At 59.6% G+C, this 18,439-nt stretch carries 16 protein-coding genes; 3 read left to right on the top strand and 13 right to left on the bottom strand.

Annotated features, from left to right (window positions below):
- Positions 1–225: 225 nt before the first annotated feature.
- The 3 genes from CEPID_RS03810 to CEPID_RS12855 are packed head-to-tail and all read left to right on the top strand — an operon-like array spanning position 226 to position 3,300.
- The gene (locus tag CEPID_RS03810) at positions 226–990 is read left to right on the top strand and encodes an electron transfer flavoprotein subunit beta/FixA family protein (protein ID WP_047239833.1); all 765 of its coding nucleotides are present in this window, start codon (positions 226–228) and stop codon (positions 988–990) included.
- A gap of 10 nt (positions 991–1,000) precedes the next feature.
- Positions 1,001–1,912, top strand: coding sequence for an electron transfer flavoprotein subunit alpha/FixB family protein (locus tag CEPID_RS03805; protein WP_047239832.1), 912 nt, complete (start codon positions 1,001–1,003; stop codon positions 1,910–1,912).
- On the top strand, positions 1,909–3,300 hold the full coding sequence (locus CEPID_RS12855) for a cytochrome b/b6 domain-containing protein (protein WP_047239831.1): 1,392 nt from the start codon (positions 1,909–1,911) through the stop codon (positions 3,298–3,300). The genes CEPID_RS03805 and CEPID_RS12855 overlap by 4 nt, the downstream gene beginning before the upstream one ends.
- Positions 3,301–3,367: 67 nt before the next feature.
- Here the strand turns inward: CEPID_RS12855 and CEPID_RS03795 are convergent, their stop codons facing one another.
- From CEPID_RS03795 to purH, 13 genes are all read right to left on the bottom strand, one after another.
- Positions 3,368–4,129 carry a thioesterase family protein gene (locus CEPID_RS03795; RefSeq protein WP_047239830.1) on the bottom strand — a complete coding sequence of 254 codons (762 nt, stop codon included), beginning with the start codon at positions 4,127–4,129 and terminating at the stop codon, positions 3,368–3,370.
- A 112-nt stretch (positions 4,130–4,241) separates the two neighbouring features.
- Entirely contained in the window at positions 4,242–4,895 is a 654-nt protein-coding gene (locus CEPID_RS03790) for a CoA transferase subunit B (RefSeq protein ID WP_047239829.1), read from the bottom strand.
- Positions 4,895–5,590, bottom strand: a complete 696-nt coding sequence (locus CEPID_RS03785; protein WP_047239828.1) for a CoA transferase subunit A — start codon at positions 5,588–5,590, stop codon at positions 4,895–4,897. Before CEPID_RS03785 ends, CEPID_RS03790 begins: the two co-directional genes overlap by 1 nt.
- Complete coding sequence (locus CEPID_RS03780) at positions 5,591–7,297, bottom strand: AMP-binding protein (protein WP_047239827.1); 1,707 nt, start codon at positions 7,295–7,297, stop codon at positions 5,591–5,593.
- Positions 7,298–7,305: 8 nt separating this feature from the next.
- Positions 7,306–8,136, bottom strand: a complete 831-nt coding sequence (locus CEPID_RS03775; RefSeq protein WP_047239826.1) for an HpcH/HpaI aldolase/citrate lyase family protein — start codon at positions 8,134–8,136, stop codon at positions 7,306–7,308.
- Complete coding sequence (locus tag CEPID_RS03770) at positions 8,133–8,636, bottom strand: MaoC family dehydratase (RefSeq protein ID WP_047239825.1); 504 nt, start codon at positions 8,634–8,636, stop codon at positions 8,133–8,135. Before CEPID_RS03770 ends, CEPID_RS03775 begins: the two co-directional genes overlap by 4 nt.
- A gap of 3 nt (positions 8,637–8,639) precedes the next feature.
- Positions 8,640–9,797: an acyl-CoA dehydrogenase family protein gene (locus tag CEPID_RS03765; RefSeq protein ID WP_047239824.1), complete on the bottom strand. Its 1,158-nt coding sequence runs from the start codon at positions 9,795–9,797 to the stop codon at positions 8,640–8,642.
- Between the two features lie 30 nt (positions 9,798–9,827).
- Positions 9,828–11,813, bottom strand: coding sequence for an acetyl-CoA carboxylase biotin carboxylase subunit (locus tag CEPID_RS03760; RefSeq protein ID WP_047239823.1), 1,986 nt, complete (start codon positions 11,811–11,813; stop codon positions 9,828–9,830).
- 13 nt (positions 11,814–11,826) lie between these two features.
- The gene (locus CEPID_RS03755) at positions 11,827–13,413 is read right to left on the bottom strand and encodes a carboxyl transferase domain-containing protein (RefSeq protein ID WP_047239822.1); all 1,587 of its coding nucleotides are present in this window, start codon (positions 13,411–13,413) and stop codon (positions 11,827–11,829) included.
- A gap of 273 nt (positions 13,414–13,686) precedes the next feature.
- Complete coding sequence (locus tag CEPID_RS03750) at positions 13,687–14,280, bottom strand: TetR/AcrR family transcriptional regulator (protein ID WP_047239821.1); 594 nt, start codon at positions 14,278–14,280, stop codon at positions 13,687–13,689.
- A complete protein-coding gene (locus CEPID_RS03745) occupies positions 14,267–15,106 on the bottom strand; it encodes an HpcH/HpaI aldolase/citrate lyase family protein (RefSeq protein WP_047239820.1) in 840 nt (279 codons plus the stop codon). The genes CEPID_RS03750 and CEPID_RS03745 overlap by 14 nt, the downstream gene beginning before the upstream one ends.
- A 302-nt stretch (positions 15,107–15,408) precedes the next feature.
- Entirely contained in the window at positions 15,409–15,834 is a 426-nt protein-coding gene (locus tag CEPID_RS03740) for a hypothetical protein (RefSeq protein ID WP_052843355.1), read from the bottom strand.
- A gap of 1,013 nt (positions 15,835–16,847) precedes the next feature.
- Positions 16,848–18,380: a bifunctional phosphoribosylaminoimidazolecarboxamide formyltransferase/IMP cyclohydrolase gene (gene purH, locus CEPID_RS03735; RefSeq protein ID WP_047239819.1), complete on the bottom strand. Its 1,533-nt coding sequence runs from the start codon at positions 18,378–18,380 to the stop codon at positions 16,848–16,850.
- Between the last annotated feature and the right edge of the window lie 59 nt (positions 18,381–18,439).

Below are 18,439 nucleotides of genomic sequence, written 5' to 3'. Positions count from 1 at the left end.
TGCGACGCCAAGAAAGGCACTCGTCAGTGACCACAATCAAGGTACATGCTCTTCAGTCCACCACTGAATTGCCACTATCGCTGGTTCGACCTAACCCTCAAATCACCCATCCCGCGATTTCCACACCAACCCACACTACATTTCAACCAAATAGTTGCCCAGGTCACAAATGATCAGCTAGATTAGTTAACAACCATTAACTGAACTAGCTGAGGGAGTGATCTGATGCGCATCGCAGTACTCGTCAAAGAGGTGCCAGACACCTACGGCGAACGTCGCCTGAATTTAGAAACCGGCCTGCGGGAACGCGGCGAAGAGCAGGTCCTAGACGAGATCTGCGAACGCGCCATTGAAGCCGCCCTGCAAATCCCAGGCGAGAACACGGTTGACCTCGTCACCATGTCCCCCGAAGCAGCAGGCCAAGCCATCCGCAAGGGACTAGCGATGGGCGCAGACAAGGCGATTTCCGTGACAGACGACAAGCTCCTTGGCGCAGACCTCACACTCACTGCCGAAACCCTAGCCAAGGCCCTCGAAAAAGAGAACTACGATCTCATCCTCGCCGGTAACCTCTCCACCGACGGCAACGCCGGCATCCTGCCCGCGATGATCGCGGAGCACCTCGACCTTCCATTGCTTGCGGAACTCAACGAACTAGCCGTCGCGGAGACTCAGGTCGAGGGGACACGGGCCGTAGAGGGAAGCGTCGAGAAGCTCCAGGCACAGCTGCCGGCACTCGTGACGATTACGGAGGCATTTGCAGATCCGCGTTACCCGAATTTCAAGGGCATCATGGCGGCTAAAAAGAAGCCGTTCGACGTGCTCACACTAGCTGACCTGCAGGTGGACGCGGAAGACTTCACCCATCCGCGCGCGATCATGACCGAGGTTGGTGAGAAGCCTCCTCGTCAGGCGGGCACGAAGATCACCGACGATGGCAGCGCGGCAGCGCAGCTCGCCGACTACTTGGCCCAGAACAAGCTGATTTAGGAGCACTCTCATGAACATTCTCGTAGTAATTGACGCGCTCGCTCCGAAGCCAGCCGCCGAGCTGCTGGGCGCAGCTTCAGTGATCGGCACCCCGCATGCGGTTGTCGTGCGTGGCGAAGCACCAGCAAACCTTGGCGAGCTCGGGGCGCACACCATTTTCACTGGCGAAGGCTCCGCCATTGATGTGATTGAAGCCGCAGTTCAGGCTAGCAATCCGGAAGCGATCGTTTTGGCGCATTCGTCCACAAGCAAGGAACTCGCTGGTCGTCTCGCCGTGCGCCTCAAGCGGGCCGTGCTTTCCGACGCCACAGGTATTGACCGCGACGACGAGGGCATTATCGCCCGCCATGCTGCCTTCGGCGGAGCATTCACCGCCACTTCCGCAGCCACGCACAGCGCTCCAATCATCACGCTGCGCCTCGGTTCCGTGGATACCCGCGCCGAAGCTGCGGCTGGGGCCGTCGAAACGCTGCAGGTCAACACCTCAGAGCGCCGAGAGGTCACAGTTGCTTCCCGCGAAGAAGTCCTCGCAGAATCCTCCCGCCCAGCACTGGTAGGCGCAAAGAAGGTCGTCTCCGGCGGCCGCGGATTCGGTTCGACTGAAGGCTTTGAACTCGTGGGCCAACTTGCAGACGCCATGGGTGCAGCCGTCGGCGCCTCCCGCGCGGCAGTAGATGCCGGCTACATTGAGCATTCCGCCCAGGTGGGCCAAACCGGCGTGTCGGTTTCCCCTGACTTGTACGTTGCGCTGGGTATTTCGGGCGCGATCCAGCACCTCGCAGGTATGCAGACCGCCAAGACGATCGTCGCGATCAACAAGGATCCCGAAGCCCCCATCTTCGACATTGCTGACTTCGGCATCGTCGGTGACGTCTTTGACATCGTGCCGAAACTCATCACGGAGATCGAGGCCCGCCGATGACTACCCAAACACTTCGGCGAGGTCTGCCACGCGTCCCTGGCGGTGATGGCTGGCCACCGGCGGGTGTCGAGGTACGCGTGCCCGCTCAATCTCAGAAAGCCCCACCGGCAGCGGCCACCGCAGCTCCGGCACCAGTCACAACCTCAGCGCCCACTGTCACCAGGGAGATCTCCCTCCGCCAAGGCCTACCTCGAGTACCTGGTGGGGCTGCCTGGCCCGAAACTGCAGTGGCGCTGCTAACCTCCAGCGAACCAGCACCCCAGGTGACGGAAGCTCCAGAAGTCCAGACCAACCCCGCGCCGGCCGACACCGCCCTCACCGAAGTTGCGCTGCGACAAGGGCTGCCTCGGACCCCTGGTGGCGCCCCTTGGCCGGAGGTCACTCACGCCCAGGTTGCCGTGCCAGTCACCGCCGAACTCGACAAGCAACCCCCGGTCGTCGAGCCCCCGCAAGAAGCTACGGCGCCACCTGCCTCTCAAGTCTCGACTCGACAACCTCAGCGCGTCGAGAAGCAGGCTGAGCCGCGCCCGGCCTGGGTCGGTAAGGCTGCGGGCATCGGGCTGGCAGCGTTGGTCGTGCTCGTCGCTCTGGTACTGGGCTCCCGCTGGCTTGTCGACGGCCCCGCCCACGACTTCATCACCCGCTACCCAGGCGTTGCACCAACACCGCAGAACACGCCTGTGGGGCTGCCCGCTTGGCTTGGTTGGTCGCACTTCTTCAACTTCTTCCTCATGGCGCTGATCATCCGGTCCGGAATTCAGATTCGTCGCGAGCGCAAGCCGGAGGCGTACTTTACGTCGAAATCCGGCAAGAAGGTCAGCTTGACCATTTGGTTCCATACCTCGATGGACTTGCTGTGGCTCCTCAACGGCGTGATCTTCGTGGTGTTGCTATTTGCAACCGGCCAGTGGAAGCGAATCGTGCCCACGAGCTGGGAGGTCTTCCCCAACATGGCTTCTGCTGCGCTGCAGTACCTCTCGCTGAACTGGCCTGCCGAGAACGGCTGGATCCACTACAACGCCCTGCAGCAGGTGGCCTACTTCGTCACGGTGTTTATCGCAGCACCAATCGCCGCAGCTACCGGCTTCCGGATGAGCAACTGGTGGCCGACTACCTGGAAATTCTTCCCGGTCGAAATCGCCCGCAAGCTGCACTTCCCCACCATGCTCTACTTCGTGCTCTTCATCATCAGTCACGTGTTCCTTGTGTTCGCCACCGGCTTCAAGAAGAACCTCGGACACATGTTCGCTGCCACCCCGGACGGCGGGTGGCTCGGAGTTGGCCTATTCGTCCTAGCGCTGGCCGTTACCGTCGGCGCCGTGTGGGCGGCCCGTCCGATGCTGCTCGCCCCGATCGCACGAGCTTTCGGCAAGGTGACAAACCGCTAGCCTGTCGACGCCAAAGGCACCGGCTCAAAAACCGGTGCCTTCTCGCATTCGTGGGAGTAACGGGTGACTACATCCGACGCAAGGTCAAGGCCTGCTCAGCCCTACCCACTGGGCCATGTATGTCGTGCAATACCGACGAGGTGAGCCCAACACCGGTCGCTCCCCAGGTGACCGTCGTTTCCAAGCCGGTCCACTTCGGGTCTGGCTCCCGGAAAAGGTGCACCGTGAGGTCCACATTCGGAAACGCCCACTCGCGTGGAGACTGCCGGGGATTGATCCCATTCGCGGCGTCAACACGAGCGAGAAACTCAGCAACCGGGATGGGCTCGTCACCCGCTACGAGAGTATTTGGCGAGGTCAGCCAGGTGGCGCGGGGCTTGTCCACCTGCCGCGCCTGCATTTGAGCGATGAAACCACCCGGCCACTCACTCGCGAAATCTCGTTCCGGGCAGGCCATGGGTTCAGGCAGCGAAGGGAAGTCACAGGCTGCCACATCGTTAGTATCTGAAGGGTGGAGATACCAGGCCCGCGAACTGATCGCGGTCCTACCTGCGAGGGTGCAAGTAGCTTCCACTAATTCAATGGTGCGTCCGGGGCGAATCACCCGAACTTCAGTGGTGGCGGGGCCAAACGGAAGACGCCCCAGAATTTCAAAATTGATGCGAGCAAGCTGCAATGGACTATCTCCACGCGACTTTTCAATTACATGGGTAAGCAAGCCGGCCAGCGCGGCGAAATGGTAATCCTCTTTCGACCACGCGCCTTCAGCATGGATATTGGGTTGAAAACTGTCAGCATCCAGCCTGGTGAAGTAAGCAGAGTTGTTCATTATGGCCTCCACAAAATCGAGATCCCGTAGGTCCGAGCCCGGCCCACGCCGCCGGATCTAGCGGAGCGCGCCAAAGATGGGCGTAGAACTACGGGATTCCTATCGAGATTTGTTAAACAGGGGTGACGTCATCCAATTCCACCACATAGGCAGCTTCGGTGTTCTTCTCAATGTCCATCAACGTGACTCCCGGCGCGAGCCGCTTCAGGATGAGGTGATCCTCCGCGACGTCGAAAAGCCCCAGGTCAGTGATGATGCGCTGGACCACGCCCACCCCGGTGAGCGGTAGCGAGCATTCGCGGACCAGCTTAGGTGTGCCGTTTTTGGAGACGTGTTCAGTAATGACCACGACTCGTGGTGTTCCGGCGACCAGGTCCATCGCGCCGCCCATCCCCTTGACCATCTTGCCGGGGATCATCCAGTTGGCGAGGTCACCGCTTTGAGAAACTTCCATCGCGCCCAGTACCGCCATTTTTACTTTGCCACCACGGATCATCGCGAAACTGGTGGCGGAGTCGAAGGTGGCAGCGCCGTCAATGAGCGTGACGGTTTGTTTACCAGCGTTGATGATGTCGGGGTCTTCTTCGCCTTCATAAGGGAAGGGCCCCATGCCGAGGATGCCGTTTTCGCTTTGCAGCACCACGTGCACTCCCGGGGGCAAATGGTTGGCTACCATGGTGGGGATGCCAATTCCGAGGTTGACGTAGTCACCGTCGTTGAGTTCGCGGGCAGCCAGAGCTGCCATTTCATCTCTAGTCCACGGCATTACTTACTCCTCACTGTGCGTTGCTCGATCGGCTTGTCACGGTCAGTGACCACCATGTGGTCCACATGCACGCCCGCGGTGTGAATGTGATCGGGGTCGATGTTCCCGATGCCCACCAAGGATTCCGCCTCGGCGATGGTCACTACCCCGGATTCTGCGCACAGCGGATTGAAGTTGCGGGCGGTGCGTCGATAGACCAGGTTTCCGGCGGGGTCGCCCTGGTAAGCGTGCACTAGACCCACATCGGCGACGATTCCGCGTTCCTGCACATAGGTCTGCCCATCGAACTCGGCGGTCGGCTTTCCTTCCGCAACAAGTGTTCCTACGCCGGTAGCGGTGTAAAAAGCCGGGATTCCGGCTCCGCCGGCACGGAGGCGCTCCGCCAAGGTGCCCTGCGGGTTAAATTCCACTTCGAGTTCGCCGGCGAGGAACTGTCGGGCAAACTCCTTGTTTTCGCCAACGTAGGAGGAAAGTACTTTCTTAACCTGGCCGTTTTCCAGCAGCAAGCCGAGGCCTTGGCCGTCGATACCCATGTTGTTGCTCACGACGGTGAGGTCGCGACGTCCCACGTCGCGAAGCGCCTCGATCAGCAGGAATGGCACGCCGCACAGCCCGAATCCGCCCACGGCGATGGTCATGCCGTCTTCGATGACGTCCGCGATGAGTTCGCGAACATCTGCACGCACCTTATCCATTTACACCCACCCCAATACACGTGGGGCCATTTCGCGCAACTCCACCTTGCGGACCTTTCCGGACACCGTCATCGGGTAGGAATCCACGATCTGGACGTACTTAGGGATCTTGTGCCGAGACAGCTTACCTTGGGCGAACTCGGCGATGTCTTCGGCGGTGAGGGATTCCACGCCGTCTTGCAGAATGATCCAGGCCATGATTTCTTCGCCGTATTTGTCGTCCGGGACGCCGATAACCTGGGCGTCCACCACGTCTGGGTGGGTGAAGAGGAACTCCTCGATTTCGCGTGGGTAGATGTTTTCCCCGCCGCGGATCAGCATATCCTTCAAGCGACCCGTCACCATCAGGTAGCCGTCCTCGTCGAAGGTGCCGAGGTCGCCGGAGCGCATCCAACCGTCTTCGTCGATAGCCTCTGCTGTTTTCTCCGGGTGCGCCCAGTAACCCTGCATCACCGAGTATCCGCGCACGTAGATTTCGCCTTGGGTGCCCACCGGGACGGTGTTTCCGTCTTCGTCGACAAGCTTGCACTCGATGTGCGGCATGATTTGTCCCACGGTGTTCACGCGCTTTTCCAGTGGCGCATCGGCGCGGGTCTGGAAGGATACCGGCGAGGTTTCCGTCATGCCGTAGCAGATGGAGATGGCCTGCATATTGAATTTGTCCATCACCTCGCGCATGGTCTTCGATGGGCACGAAGTACCGGACATGATGCCCGTGCGCAGGGTGGACAGCCCATATGGGGAGCCGTATTCTTCGTGGTCATGAGCCTCCTCCAGTTCCTTGATGAACATGGTGGGCACGCCATAGAGCGAGGTGGCCTTCGCGGCTTGCACTGCCATCAACGTCTCGCGTGGCTTGAACGACGGAGCAGGTACAATCAAGCAACCGCCGTGGCTGAAGATGCCGATGGTGGCCATCACCATACCAAAGCAGTGGAAGAACGGGACCGGTGCACAGACGCGGTCTTCTTCGGTGTAGCCCAGCATCTCCCCCACGAAGAACCCGTTGTTCAAGATGTTGCGGTGCGACAGGGTCGCGCCCTTGGGGAAGCCGGTGGTTCCGGAGGTGAACTGAATGTTGATCGGGTCGGTGTTCTTTACCTCAGCGACGTACTCGGACAGGTCGTCGATTTGGCCGTGCATGGCGTCGTACCACTCCGAACCGCCGAAGTAGATGACTTCCTTGAGCTGGGATCCCCGCTGCTTGCGGGCCTCGTTGAGCATGGTGCGGTATTCCGAGTCTTTGAATCGACGGGCAGCGAAGACCAACTTCACCCCTGCCTTTTCCAAAACGTAGTTGAGCTCAGACTGGCGATACGCAGGGTTGATGTTCACCAGAACCAGGCCGAGATGATGGCAGGTCCACTGGACAACCAACCACTCCCAGCGGTTGGTGGACCAGATCCCGATGCGATCGCCCTTGCGGTAGCCACGACGAATCAGCTCGCTGGCTAGCCGCAGGACCCGGTTGTAGAACCGTTCGTAGGTGAAGGAGACGTCGGCATACACGTCGACGATGCAGTCTCGCGACGGGTACTTTTCCACCATTTGCCGCAGGATTTGCCCGAGGGTTTCCTCGCGCAGAGGGGCCGCGCCCTGATCGACGCCAGCGCCAATCACATGAGACATCAGCTGGCCATCCTCGTTGACCACAATGGAGCCATACGAGGTGGATTGGGTCTTTACGCTGCTCAAAGAAGTAGTCATGGCTGAAGTCAACTTTCTTTTTGTACTCGGCTAACAATGGCTTGTGCTTGGCGGAACAGTGGTTCATCAACCATCCGCCCCTCGAAACTGAAGGCTCCCCGGTTGTTTTCGGCAGCGGCCAACAATCGCTGGGCCCAATCCACCTGTTCCTCCGTGGGGCGGTAGCCGTCCCGAATGATGGCCACCTGCGACGGGTGAATGCATACCGTGCCCGCATAACCCAGGGCAGCGGCATCCTCGACTTCGGCCGCTAGCCCCGCGGTATTGGGAATATCGACGTACACCGAATCCAGCGCGGCCTTTCCGAACGCTGCGGCGGCCAGCTGCACCCGCGCTCGTGCATGCTTTGCGACGTCCCGGTAGGTGCCGTCCGCATGTCGCGAAGACGACCCCGATAGGCCCGCCACCAGGTCTTCTGCTCCCCAAAACAGTGCGACAACTCCCGGGGTAGCTGCGATTTCGTCAGCGCGGAGCACGCCCAGAGGTGTCTCGATGAGGGCGATGATGGTGGCGTCGCCAAGCACTGCGGTCACCGCGGCGATATCAGGGGCACCTTCCACCTTGGGAACCATCACCTGGCGAAACGGGCTGCGCGCGAGCATGGCGAGGTCCTGCGCACCATCGGTGCTCGTCGGTGGGTTGATGCGGACGATGACTTGGGCGGGGTCCAGTTCGCAGGCCTCGATGGCGGTGCGGGCCGCCGGGCGGTTGTCCGGTTGGCAGCCGTCCTCAAGATCGAGGATCACCATGTCGGCGCGTATGGCGGCTTTGGCGAAACGGTCTGCACGATCGGCCGGGGTGAACAAAATTGCTGGCCCTAGGGGTGTCCAGGCGCTCATTGTTGCTCCTTAACCTGTGCGGGATCACACTGCACCAGCGTGGTGCGCACCGCCTTGCACACGATGTCGCCATGTTGGTTGCGCCCGATGTGCTCGAGTTCGACAATTCCTTGGCCCGGGCGGGACTTGGACAGACGCTTGGACAGGCACACCGTCTCGGCGTACAGGGTGTCACCATGGAACATGGGCTTCGGGAAGCTAACTTCCTTAAAGCCAAGGTTCGCGACAATCGTACCGAGCGTTAGCTGGGCAACCGACAACCCGACGACAGTGGAGATCGTCCACATGGAGTTGACGAGTCGCTTGCCGTCGAAGCCCGGCTGCGAAGCGGACCAATGGGCGTCGAGGTGCAGTGGCTGGGTGTTCATGGTGAGGGTGGTGAACACGACGTCGTCGGTTTCCGTGACCGTGCGCCCAGGTCGGTGCAGGTAGCGGGCACCTTCTTCGTATTCTTCGAACCACAGCCCGCGCTGAATGATTTCTTTCCCGTGCTCAGACATGGCTTAGAGTCCCAACTCACGGGCGATCAGCATCAACTGCACTTCCGAAGTGCCTTCGCCGATCTCGAGGATCTTCGAATCACGGTAGTGGCGGGCCACGCGGTACTCGTTCATGAAGCCGTAGCCACCGTGAATTTGTGTGGCGTCGCGGGCGTTGTCCATCGCCGCTTCAGAGGCAATCAATTTGGCGATGTAGGCTTCCTTGCGGAAATCCAGGCCCTTGACCATGCGGGCAGCAGCTGCCATCCAGGCCAGTCGAGCGGTGTGTGCACGCGCTTCCATGCGGGCAATCTTGAAGGAAATTGCCTGGTACTCGCCGATCGCACGGCCCATGGAGGTGCGTTCCTTGGCGTACTTCACGGACTCATCCACGCAGCCTTGCGCCGCGCCCGCGGACAGTGCCGCGATAGCTACTCGGCCTTCCGCCAAGATGGACAGGAAGTTGGCGAAACCACGTCCCCGCTCGCCGAGAAGGTTTTCGGTAGGAACTCGGCAATCAGTGAAGGTCAATGGGTGCGTGTCGGAAGCATTCCAGCCAACCTTGTCATAGGCCGGTTCTGCCACAAAGCCCGGGGTGTCGGTCGGGACGATGATGGTGGAGATTTCCTTACGGCCGTCCTTTTCGCCGGTCACGGCGGTGATGGTGTTCAGCGAGGTGATGTCGGTGCCGGAGTTGGTAATGAACTGCTTGGATCCGTTGATGACAAACTGGCCACCTTCTTCCCGCGCTGTGGTGCGGGTAGCGCCCGCGTCGGAGCCAGCGCCCGGCTCGGTCAGGCCGAAACCAGCCAGCTTGGTGCCAGCGGTGAGTTCTGGCAGCCACTTCTGCTTCTGCTCGTCATTTCCGAAGTGGAAGATCGGCATGGCGCCGAGGCCAACGCCTGCTTCGAGAGTAATTGCCACGGACTGATCAACGCGGGCCAGCTCTTCGAGCGCGATGCCGAAGGAGAGGTAGTCGCCACCCATGCCGCCCACCTCTTCTGGGAATGGCAGGCCGAACAGGCCCATCTCAGCCATTCCAGAGACGACTTCGTAGGGGAAAGTGTGGTCCTTATCGTGCTGGTAGGACACCGGTTCGACTACTTCGTTGGCGAACTCGCGAACGATCTTCTGCAGCTCGCGGTACTCTTCTGGCAGGTCGGTGATGTTGATATCGGTCATGATTGTCCTCGTTTCGGTTAGGGGTGGGGTTTAGGATTCTTGTGGTTCGACGGTCGCCAGCGGTTTGCCGGCAGGTACTTGTTCGCCCGGCTCGACGTGGAACGTCACCACACCGTCGACAGCTGCCCGGAGGGTGTGCTCCATCTTCATGGCCTCGACGATCACCACGGCGTCGCCGACAGCCACCGCGGTGCCAGGCGCTACCGCATGTGCGATAACCGTGCCCGGCATCGGGGAGACGAGAGTTTTGTCGCCGCCATCAGCGTCTTCGCTGGTGGCGAGGACCGCGTCTTTGCGGGTGAATTCGATGGAGCCGGTGGCATCGGTAAGAACAACGTGCGCGAATTCGCCGTCGCTGAGGTCGGCCACGCTGCAGGCGTGCGCGATGCCGTCGATGTGGACGTTCCAGGCGTCACCAACGCGGAAGATGGCCGCTGGAACGGCAGCCTCGCCGTCGATACTGACCTGGGCGTCGCTCGGGGTGCCGGTGATCGCAATCAGGAAGTCTTCCCCGTTCGAGGCCAGGCGGATCTTTTGGTCCGAGGTGCGCCCGGCGCGCCACGCATCAGGAATAGCCCAGGCGCTGGTCGGCTTTTCTGGCCAGCGGGATGCGAGCCACACCATTGCAGCGCCGATCAGTGCATTCTCGTTCGGCTTGGCAGGCTCGAAGTTGTCGGACACCCGATCGAGCAACCCGGTGTCGAGGTCACCCGCAGCAACTTCCGGTACTGACAGGAGGAAGCGACAGAATTCCGTGTTGACAGTGAAGCCGGCGATGTGCGTGTGAGCCAAGGCGTCGTCGAGACGGCTCAGTGCCTCCTCGCGGTTGGCGCCGTGGGCGATGACTTTCATCAACATCGGGTCGTAGAGGGAGGTGATCTCCGAGCCGTCTGTGATGCCGGAATCGACGCGGATGCCCGCCCCGGTCGGTAGCGTGACGCGCTTGATCGTTCCGCCAGTAGGAAGAAAGCCTTGAGCTGCGTCTTCGGCGTAGATGCGGGCCTCGATGGCGTGCCCGGTGAGGGTGACATCCTCTTGGGCTAGTGGCAGCTTCTCCCCTGCTGCCACCGCCAGCTGGAGTGCAACGAGATCCACGCCGGTGACTTCTTCCGTCACTGGGTGCTCTACCTGCAGTCGGGTGTTCATCTCCATGAAGAAGAATTGGTCGGGGCGTGCCGACGGCACGATAAACTCCACCGTGCCAGCCCCAACGTAGCCCACCGAGCGGGCGGCATCGCACGCGGCCTGCCCGATTGCGGCGCGGGTTTCCTCGTCGAGCAGCGGTGACGGAGCTTCCTCGATCACCTTCTGGTGACGACGCTGCAAGGAGCACTCTCGCTCCCCGAAGTGGATGACGTTGCCGTGTTTATCGGCCATGACCTGCACCTCGATGTGGCGCGGGGTGTCCACGAAATGCTCGAGGAAAAGGGTGTCGTCGCCGAAGGCACCCGCTGCTTCTCGACGCGCCGCCTGCAGCCGCTCCGGCAGTTCCTCTGGAGTCTCCACACGGTGCATTCCCTTGCCGCCACCGCCAGCGGACGGCTTGATGAGCACCGGGAATCCGATGCCGGGTGCGGCTGCGATGATGTCGTCGTCGGAAAGCCCCGGGCGGGAAATACCAGGCACGGTGGGCACCTCGCGCTTCTCGACGGCCGCTCGCGCGGAAATCTTGTCGCCCATGACCTCGATGGCGCTGGCGGGCGGGCCGATGAATTCGATACCGGCAGCTTCGCAGGCGTGCGCAAAGTCAGCGTTTTCCGAGAGGAACCCGTAGCCCGGGTGGATCGCCTGGGCGCCGGTCTTCTTCGCAGCGTCGATGATCGTATCGATGACCAGGTAGGATTCGCGCGCGGGTGCTGGCCCGATGTGCACTGCGGTGTCGGCGAGTTGGACGTGCGGGGCGGTGCGGTCGGCGTCGGAATAGACGGCGACTGACTTGATGCCCTGTTCCCGGAGGGTTCTGATCACACGGCAGGCAATCTCGCCGCGGTTTGCTACCAAAACGGTGTGAAACATGGTCTGATTTCTCCTACATGCGGAAGACACCGAAGGCGGTGTCTGCGATCGGGGCGCCTGCGGCTGCTTCGAGGGCGAGGCCCAGGATGCGACGGGTATCGGCTGGGTCGATGACCCCGTCATCCCAGAGGCGGGCTGTCGAGTAGTACGGGCTGGATTCGCGTTCGAACTTTTCGCGGATTGGCTGTTCGAAGGCTTCTTGTTCTTCCGCACTCCACTCGCCGCCGCTGCGTTCGATTTGGTTGCGCTTGACAGTGGACATCGTCATGGCTGCCTGAGGACCACCCATGACCGCGATGCGCGCGTTCGGCCACATCCATAAGAAGCGCGGGCTGTAGGCTCGTCCGCACATTGAGTAGTTGCCAGCGCCAAAGGCACCGCCAATGACCACGGTGAACTTTGGTACGCGCGCGGTGGCAACGGCGTTGACCATCTTTGCCCCGTGCTTGGCGATACCGCCGGCTTCATACTCCCGCCCCACCATGAAACCGGTGGTGTTCTGCAGGAAGATCAGCGGGATCTTGCGCTGGTCGCACAGCTCAATGAAGTGCGCTCCCTTTTGGGCGGCTTCGCTCATGAGGATGCCGTTATTGGCGATGATGCCTACGCGGTGCCCGTAAATGCGCGCAAATGCAGTCACCAAGGTGGTGCCATATTCGGACTTGAACTCTTGGTATTCACCGGCGTCGGAGATAATTTCAATGACTTCGCGCACGTCGTAAGGTGTCTTCGCGTCCACTGGTACGACATCGTAGAGATCTTTTTGGTCGCGGCTCGCATCGCGCGGTTGCGCTACGTCCCACGCTGGGGCCTGATCCTGCGGGAGTGTGTCGACGATCCGACGGACACGATGCAAAGCGTCCGCATCATCGAGCGCCAAGTGATCGGTAACACCGGAGGTCTTGGAGTGCAGGTCGCCACCGCCGAGCTCCTCAGGAGTGACATCCTCACCGGTAGCAGCCTTCACCAGTGGCGGGCCAGCGAGGAAGATGGTGCCTTGGTTCTTCACGATCACTGCTTCATCAGACATCGCCGGTACATACGCGCCGCCTGCGGTGCAGCTACCCAACACGGCGGAGATTTGCGGGATGCCACGCGCCGACATGTTGGCCTGATTGAAGAAGATCCGGCCGAAGTGTTCCTTGTCTGGGAATACTTCGTCCTGGTTGAGCAGCATGGCGCCACCGGAGTCCACGAGGTAGATGCACGGCAGCCGGTTGTCGTTGGCGATTTCTTGGGCGCGCAGGTGCTTCTTGACGGTCATGGGATAGTACGTGCCGCCGGAGACGGTGGCGTCGTTGGCCACGATCATGCACTTTCGCCCCTGGACCAGGCCGATTCCGGCTACGGCGCCGGCGGCATGGACCTTTCCGCCATACATATCGGTTGCAGCAAGTGGCGCGACTTCAAGGAAAGGGCTACCTGGGTCCAGCAGTTCCTTAATTCGGTCCCGTGGCAACAGCTTGCCACGATTAACATGGCGTTGCCGAGCTTTTTCGCTGCCCCCCAGTGCGGCAACGTCGAGGCGTTCTTGCAGCTGGGCAACCAGCTGTTCGTGTCGCTGGCGGTTGCTGAGTTCTGTGCTTTGAGGTGTGGTCATGTGCTCACTTCTCGATTTCAGTTAACGACGATTAACTTTTACCAAGAGCGTAGTGGCAAATTTTGTGATGCACAACACCTTTTAAGATTTGTTAATTCTGCGCCACACTTCTTCGCACCTCATGCAATAGGCCAAGAAACCCCCTTGAGCTGCACATTTAGCCAGAAATCCCCCTACACCCCACATACCCCTTGCAAATCCCCCTAACCGCTCGACTTCGCCCGTCACATTCTGCAGCGACGGGCGTCGACAAGCCGCCCTGAGCCCACACCTCTACTCGGCCATCAGCGCCGCGAGCGCCATTTTGTGCGCCTGTTCCCGCAACAAATCGGGCCCCGCCCAGTGAATCACGTGACGAGTCGAATTGATCAGCCCAGCAGCCAGCTGCACCCGCAAACGAGCGGTCTGACGGTCCAGGTCTGGGCGGCACTCCAGCAGCACGTCCATCCACAGGCCCAGGTAGGACAGCTGCAGGGACCGCACTTTTCGACGGGCATCCTCGGTAAGATTACGGATCTCCCGCTCCTGCACGCGGATGATGTCCGGCTCGGTGGCCGCGAACTCCGCATGTCGCAAAACCAGCTCCGACATCAAGGTTTGCGGGGACCCGTCCCCCGATTCTGCATGGCTGGCGATCGCGTCGCGGGCTTCGTCAACAAGACGGATGGATATGTCTACCAGGATCTTTTCCAGCAAGTCATCCTTATTTTTGAAATGCCGCAGCACACCCGGGCCGGAAATACCCACCGCAGCCCCGACGTCACCCAACCGGGTTTGATGAAAACCTCGATCAGCCATAATCCTCGCCGCAGCGTTAAGCAACTCCGCGCGACGCTTCTGTTTAGCCTGCTCTCTAGAGGTCGCCACGCGCCACCACCCGACGAGCCTGGGAAATTAGTGGAGCATCGATCATCTCGCCATCAAGCTTGAACGCCCCCGGGTGGTGGGAGGCCTCAGCTACGACCCGGCGCGCCCACTCCAGCTGATCGACGTCCGGCGCGAAGGCCCGGCGCACCACATCTACCTGGAGAGGATGGATGCAGGCAAAACCGATGAAACCGGAACGAGCGGCGTCAGCAGCTTCTAAAAACAGTCCCTCTTCATCGCGGAAATCGGCATGGACTGCGTCGATAACAAACTTGCCGTGGGCTGCTGCGTGAATGTGCATGAGCGCTCGAGTGGTGGCCATCGCCGCGCGGTAAGGTCCAGGGCGGGTGCTAGGGGCGCCTTCGTCGATAAGGAGGCGCGAATGCGTGCCGCCGAGCAGCACGGTGAGATCCTCCGCGCCCCAGAACATGCCGACGACGTCTGGATGCGCGGCCAGCGCTGGGAGATTTACTACCGCTTGTGGCGTTTCCACCATCGCGATCAACTGCAGTCCTGCCAGCTCTCCGGGGATGTCGGACTCAACTTTGGGCACCATCACCAGCCGGTAGGGTGTGGTGCGCACAAATGCAACATCGTCAGAGAAGTGCGGCGAGTTCGGCCCGGCGACCCGGACGATCGTGGTGTCGGCGGGCAGAGCAGAATCGCGAATGTTGGCATAGGCGATATCCCGGTCAACGTCCCCGGCGCCGTCTTCCAGATCAAGAATCACCATGTCGGCCTTCGCGGCGGCTTTAGGGATGATGTCCGCTCGACCGGCCGGGGCGAACAAAATTGCTGGTCCGGGGATTAAATGATCGAAATTCATGAGGTGCTCCTTAGCAAGTTAATCGCAATTAACTTTGAGCATACCGCGGGGGTAGCTTCCGCCCCCGCGATCCTACCCGTGTGGGAATGAACAACATTCGGTTCGACGTTCACTTAAATGTCCGGTGGATCGATCCGACATCCACCACTACGTACCCAAGGAGCTTTCATGTGCCGTGCGATCATCAGCGAGAGGGTCGGCGCGCTCAACGGCGAGCTCCGCAGAAGCAACCGGTTAACCTGCCCCTTGCCCAGAAGTTCCTAACGAAACGCCGACACTGACGTCGCAGCTACGGTAATGAACTATTTGGCATGTTTCTTGTTAAACTCCGCCATCGACGCGACCAAGTCCAAAGTTGAGCTTTCGGCGGGTCCTTCCGCCACGATTCGTTCTACTAAAGCGAGCAAGGGGATAAAGGACACACCGTCTGATATACCAATACCGGCTCTCTCTGAGTATGGACCATCTTCCAGTGGACCAATCGCCCAATCAGATCCACTTGAGGAATTCATCCACGACCCGATCACCACAAGAATTTTGGAAATCTTTTCATCGGTAGCCTCTGCCCCGTTTTGAAGCAGACGAACTAAGTCGCGAGGAAAAGCTCCGTCTCCACTGCTAACTGCATCGAGTTCGGAAGGTGAAAGCCCGCTCAATTTCTCTGGAACGACTTCTTCAATAAACTTTGCCAACCTGTTACCGAAGAACTCCTCGTATCGTTCAAGCATTGACGCTCCTCATGCTTTTGTTGAGTAACCCTACTATTAACGCAGCCACCACATCCCTCTGCCACTATTCAATTCGGGATGCCAATGGCAATCTTTCGTCCAGGCCCAATAGGCTGTACTCGGATCATTTCGGAGGGCCTCAAGAGAGCGTTCACACTGATCCTGAGTTTCATACAAAAACTGGCCGATATCCGCTGATGCTGTTGAAGGAATCAAAAACGACACTCCAGAAACGAGTCCAGCTAGTAGTAATCGGGCCTTGTAACTAACTAGCATGTTTCGATCCCGTCAATCCGCCCCATCGCTGGAGAAATATTTGTGCGTGTATGCGCAATAACGAGTTTGCATGCTGAGTCAGGTGCGAAAGCAAAAATCACTTTGACTCTTAGGTCAAAAGGGCAATCATTGTAAACTTGAACGAAACCCCATTCGGATTGCGCACGAATGCAGTCAGGCGCTCTCTCGCCACCACGGCGAGTCATCGTTTCTGAACCTAATGTCGCCAGTGAAGTAATCTTTCCAGATTTGTCGACGTGGATCACTACTTGATCTACGTTTAGTTCTTCACGCACAGTAGAAGCGTTCACTGAGTTCGGTGAAATTGCCATCAACACACAAGCAGCAAGTGCGCTAGTTTTTTTTCCAACTCACATTAACTCCTCGATGTTCCTCAATTGAGATCCAACAAAACTTCCTCTCTCACGATATGCAACGCTATTAAAAACAAGTGCTTTTTCAAAAAATGTTTATGGATTCGTTACCATCTTTCACGCCCGACATACCGCACCCCTACCAAAAATATTCGAAATACACATTTTTCAAGAGTTTCGAAAGGAACAACCTCAGGGCTCAAACCACAACTATGAATGAGCGTAGATCACCATCAGTTTCGTCGCTTTCAAAGTAGCTTGTTCAGAAAAATACGGGAACGGCACGAAAGCCCTAGACCTTCGTGCCGTTCCCGTCATTGAGCACGCGAGCTATTTCGCGTTATGCACCATCAGAAGCCCTTTTTAGTGCGAGAAGTGGCGAACACCGGTGACATACATGGTCACCCCAGCCTTGTTGGCGGCCTCGAAAACCTCAGCATCGCGAATGGACCCACCTGGCTGCACGACTGCCTTCACCCCGGCGTCGATAAGCACCTGCAGACCATCAGCGAATGGGAAGAACGCATCGGAAGCAGCAAAAGAACCGCGGGCCCGGTCTGCACCATCAGCAAGAGTGTTGGCGCGTTCAACAGCTAGCTTCGCAGAATCAACCCGGTTGACTTGGCCCATGCCCACGCCCACTGCGGCGCCATCCTTGGTCAGGATGATGGCGTTAGACTTCACCGCGCGGACGGAACGCCATGCGAACTCGAGTTCGGCGAGTTCGGCTGCGTCCAGAGCGGTACCGGACACCAGCTGCCAGTTCTCCGGCTTGTCGCCTTCAGCCTGGTAAAGGTCAGGTTCTTGCACGAGCAGGCCACCGGAGATGAACTTCTTTTCCTCGGTAGGGGCTTCGTATTCGGCAACCAGGATGCGAAGGTTCTTCTTTTCGGAAAGGATCGCCACCGCTTCCTCTTCGTAAGCTGGGGCGATGATGACCTCGGTGAAGATGTCTGCCACCTGGCGGGCCATCTCGGCAGTGACCTCACGGTTGACGGCGATCACGCCACCGAAAGCCGAAACTGGGTCGCAGGCGTGCGCCTTCAGGTGCGCATCAGCGATGGAAACGTCCGAGACCGCCACGCCACATGGATTAGCGTGCTTGATGATGGCCACGCATGGGCGCTCATGATCCCACGCCGCCCGCCAGGCTGCTTCCGAATCCTGGTAGTTGTTGTACGACATCTCCTTGCCGTGCAACTGCTGCGCATTAGCCAGCCCCTTCGTTCCGATTCGGGTGACCGTAGCGGACTGATGGGCGTTTTCACCGTAGCGCAGCGTGGAGGTCTGCTCGGAGTCGGAAAGTTGAGCGACGAGCCACTCGGACACTGCCGCATCGTAGGCGGCGGTGTGCAAGAATGCATCGCGAGCCAGTTCGCGTCGTTCCTGCAGGCTAAAGCCGCCCTTACCCAACGCCTCGATCACCGTTGCGTAGCGAGCAGGGTCCACCACGATACCCACAGACGAGTGGTTCTTGGCTGCAGCGCGCACCATCGAAGGGCCTCCGATGTCGATCTGCTCCACACATTCGTCGAAATTGGCGCCCGATGCCACCGTCTCGCGGAACGGGTAGAGGTTGACGACAACAAGCTGGAATGCCTCAATGCCCAGTTCAGCGAGCTGATTGAGGTGATCTTCCTTGCGGGTGTCTGCCAAGATGCCGGCATGGACGCGCGGGTGCAGAGTCTTCACACGACCTTCGAGGCACTCCGGGAATTCCGTAAGCTGCTCGACTGGAGTGACCGGGATTCCCAGGTCAGCGATCTTTGCGGCCGTGGAGCCGGTGGATACGATTTCCACACCGGCGTCGTTAAGCGCACGCGCCAGGTCCTCGAGCCCGGTCTTGTCGTAGACGCTCACCAGAGCGCGCTTGATGTCTTTCCGATCTTCACTCATGGAAGTTCTGCCAACCCTTTCGACGATTGAAGTGCCCCCTGTCCATGGGGCACTTTTCG

It is taken from the genome of Corynebacterium epidermidicanis (assembly GCF_001021025.1).
GTDB classification, from domain to species: domain Bacteria; phylum Actinomycetota; class Actinomycetes; order Mycobacteriales; family Mycobacteriaceae; genus Corynebacterium; species Corynebacterium epidermidicanis.
The sequence above is the reverse complement of the archived record's forward strand: the minus strand, read 5'-3'. Positions and strand labels throughout refer to the sequence as shown.

Excerpts from the sequence above, each read along its gene's own strand:
- CEPID_RS03805 (WP_047239832.1), top strand. The coding sequence starts at position 1,001 with ATGAACATTCTCGTAGTAATTGACGCGCTCGCTCCGAAGCCAGCCGCC.
- CEPID_RS12855 (WP_047239831.1), top strand. The coding sequence starts at position 1,909 with ATGACTACCCAAACACTTCGGCGAGGTCTGCCACGCGTCCCTGGCGGT.
- CEPID_RS03740 (WP_052843355.1), bottom strand. The coding sequence starts at position 15,834 with ATGCTTGAACGATACGAGGAGTTCTTCGGTAACAGGTTGGCAAAGTTT.
- CEPID_RS03780 (WP_047239827.1), bottom strand. The coding sequence starts at position 7,297 with ATGACTACTTCTTTGAGCAGCGTAAAGACCCAATCCACCTCGTATGGC.
- CEPID_RS03785 (WP_047239828.1), bottom strand. The coding sequence starts at position 5,590 with ATGGATAAGGTGCGTGCAGATGTTCGCGAACTCATCGCGGACGTCATC.
- CEPID_RS03770 (WP_047239825.1), bottom strand. The coding sequence starts at position 8,636 with ATGTCTGAGCACGGGAAAGAAATCATTCAGCGCGGGCTGTGGTTCGAA.
- purH (WP_047239819.1), bottom strand. The coding sequence starts at position 18,380 with ATGAGTGAAGATCGGAAAGACATCAAGCGCGCTCTGGTGAGCGTCTAC.
- CEPID_RS03755 (WP_047239822.1), bottom strand. The coding sequence starts at position 13,413 with ATGACCACACCTCAAAGCACAGAACTCAGCAACCGCCAGCGACACGAA.
- CEPID_RS03775 (WP_047239826.1), bottom strand. The coding sequence starts at position 8,136 with ATGAGCGCCTGGACACCCCTAGGGCCAGCAATTTTGTTCACCCCGGCC.
- CEPID_RS03745 (WP_047239820.1), bottom strand. The coding sequence starts at position 15,106 with ATGAATTTCGATCATTTAATCCCCGGACCAGCAATTTTGTTCGCCCCG.
- CEPID_RS03790 (WP_047239829.1), bottom strand. The coding sequence starts at position 4,895 with ATGCCGTGGACTAGAGATGAAATGGCAGCTCTGGCTGCCCGCGAACTC.
- CEPID_RS03795 (WP_047239830.1), bottom strand. The coding sequence starts at position 4,129 with ATGAACAACTCTGCTTACTTCACCAGGCTGGATGCTGACAGTTTTCAA.
- CEPID_RS03760 (WP_047239823.1), bottom strand. The coding sequence starts at position 11,813 with ATGTTTCACACCGTTTTGGTAGCAAACCGCGGCGAGATTGCCTGCCGT.
- CEPID_RS03765 (WP_047239824.1), bottom strand. The coding sequence starts at position 9,797 with ATGACCGATATCAACATCACCGACCTGCCAGAAGAGTACCGCGAGCTG.
- CEPID_RS03810 (WP_047239833.1), top strand. The coding sequence starts at position 226 with ATGCGCATCGCAGTACTCGTCAAAGAGGTGCCAGACACCTACGGCGAA.